The sequence below is a fragment of the Micromonospora sp. D75 genome (assembly GCF_018070405.1).
GTDB lineage: Bacteria > Actinomycetota > Actinomycetes > Mycobacteriales > Micromonosporaceae > Micromonospora > Micromonospora chalcea.
Genome location: NZ_JAGPXV010000762.1, coordinates 1 through 2,561 on the forward strand (window position 1 = coordinate 1; position 2,561 = coordinate 2,561).

A 2,561-nucleotide genomic window follows, 5' to 3' on the forward strand; every position below is an offset into this window, starting at 1 on the left:
CCGACTACCGCGCCGGGGACCAGGTCCGCCTCGACCTCACCGTCACGAACGCCACCGGCGCGGCCTGCGCGCTCGCCACCAGCGCCGTCGGCACCGTGCAGATCACCGGGGTACGCCGGGACGGGCGCGACGTCACGCCGACGCTCGCCCGCAGCTTCCACGACGACGGGATCGGCGCCGCCGCCACCGCCGGACTGACCACCGTCGAGCCGGGCGCGACCGCCACAGTGACCTCGACCGGGGTACGGCTGCGTGACGGCGAGGTGGTCCTCCGCTCGGTGGCCGCCACGCCGGACGGCGGCGGGCTGGACACGCTCTGGCCGGTCGGCGCACCCGCCCGGTACGAGGTGACAGCGGGCTACGTGACGCTGCCGGTGACCGGCGCGGCGGACCTGTGCGCGGGCGCGACGGTGCTGCGGACCAGCACGTTCACCGTGTCCGACGACGGCGGTCCCGGCCGACGCTGGCTCTGGCTCGTCGGTGGGGGAGTCCTCGCGCTGCTCGTCGTCGCGCTGGTCGTGCTGCTGCTGGTACGCCGCCGGCCGACCGCCGCCGTCGTGGCGCTGCTGCTGGTCGCCGTCGGCGCGTACGTCGGTGGTGGTGCCCGGCCGGCGCGCGCCGACTACGGCGTCGACCCGACCGCCGGGGTGCCGGTCAGCGGCGTCGACTTCCAGGCGGCTGTCGACGGCTGCCTGGCCGGGTTCGCGCTACCCGGCGGCGACCCGTCCGGCCTGCTGCCGAGGCTGCGCGACAAGAAGAGCCCTCGGGTGCGGATCATCCCGACCACTGGTGGCTCCGGCGCGTTCGAGACGCCGGACAGCGCCGACGGCAAGGGCTCCTCGACCGTCACGTGGAACCCGACCTCCACCGACCCGTACGACGACGGGGTGGCCCGTGACCCCTGCGCCGCGCTCTACCACGAGCTGAACCACGCCGACGACATCTCCCGCAACGCGGTGCCGCAGGGCGAGTGCGGCGGCACCGGCATCCGTACCGCCGAGGTGAAGGCGACGCTCGCGGAGAACCGCTACCGGGCGGCGAAGGGGTTGCCGCCGCGCACCGAGTACGACGGGAAGACGCTGCCGAAGAGCCTCGACGAGTGCAAGAAGCCGGCCAAGAAGACGCCGCCGCCGAAGGGGCCGGTGAAGCTCTGCGAGGACGGCGCCGACTGCGGCGGCAGCAACGGCGACCCGCACCTGGTCACGTTCGACCGGGTCGCCTACGACTTCCAGGCAGTCGGCGAGTTCACGCTGGTCGCCTCCACCGGTGGCGACCCGCTGGAGGTGCAGGTGCGGCAGGCCCCGATGGCGGGCACGCGGACCGCCTCGGTCAACTCGGCTGTCGCGTTCCGGGTCGGCGCGCACCGCGTCGCGCTGACCCTCACCGACGGCGGCACCCGGGTACACGTCGACGGCGCGCCGCTCGCCGTACCACCGGACCGCACCGACCTGGCCGGCGGCGGCACGCTCACCCGCCGCCCGTCGGACACCGGCCCCACCGACGGGTACGACGTGACGTGGCCGGACGGGTCCGCGGCGGCGGTGGACCAGATCGGCCGGTACGGCTACCGGATCCTGGTGCGGCTCGCCGACTCCCGGGCCGGGAAGGTACGCGGACTGCTCGGCGACTTCGACGGCGACCCGGCCGACGACATCGCGCCCGCCTCCGGGGCGCCGTTGGCCCAGCCGGTGCCTTTCGGCAAGCTCTATCCCGCGTACGCGGACAGCTGGCGGATCGCCGCGGACCGCTCGCTGCTGTACTACGACGACGGGCAGAACACCGGCACGTTCACCGACCGCGCGTTCCCGGAACGAGAGGTCACCGTCGCCGACCTCGACCCGGCCCGGCGCGCGGCGGCCGAACAGGTGTGCCGCTGGGCCGGCGTCACCGCGCCCGCCCAGCTCGCCGAGTGCGTCTTCGACGTCGCGGTCAGCGGGCGCCCCGAGTTCGCCGTCGCCGGCGCGAGCACCGAACGGGTCGCCCCGCCGGCCGCCACCCCGATCACCGCCGTACCCGTCGCCGCCGCCTCGCTCACCCCCGGCGGCGCGCCGCTGACGTTCACCGCGCGAGCCGGGGACGCCGTCTTCGTCGACGCCACCGCGCCCGGGATCGGCGCCGCTGCTCGCCGTACGTGCTCACCGAGCCGGGCGGCCGGGAGATCGCCAGCGGCTGCAACATCAAGGGCAACGGGTACGTCGACCGCGTCGACCTCACCGCCACCGGCACGTACGCGCTGCGGGTCGTCGCGGCGCCCGGTGACACCGGCCGCGCCGTCGTGCGGGTGTACGCGGCCCAGGACAGCGACGGGACGCTGCAGCCGAACGGCCCGGCGGTCACCGCCACCGTCGAGCAGCCCGGCGCGCGGGCCCGTTACCGGTTCACCGGGCGCGCCGGTGAGCGCGTCTACGTGGAGGTGCCGACGAGCACGCTCACCGACCAGTGCTCCCCGCTGGAGCTGCGGGACGCCGAGGGGCGGCTGCTGCGCAGCGGCTGCGTGATCAACGGGACCGGCGAGGTCGACGGCACGGTGCTGCCCGCCGACGGGACGTACACGGTGGTGG

Annotated in this window: 1 protein-coding gene; it reads left to right on the forward strand. The window is 75.5% G+C overall.

The features are described 5' to 3' along the window. Positions 1–2,498: VWD domain-containing protein (locus tag KBX39_RS28715; protein ID WP_247660710.1), on the forward strand; the 2,498-nt coding region annotated here is incomplete at its 5' end. Between the last annotated feature and the right edge of the window lie 63 nt (positions 2,499–2,561).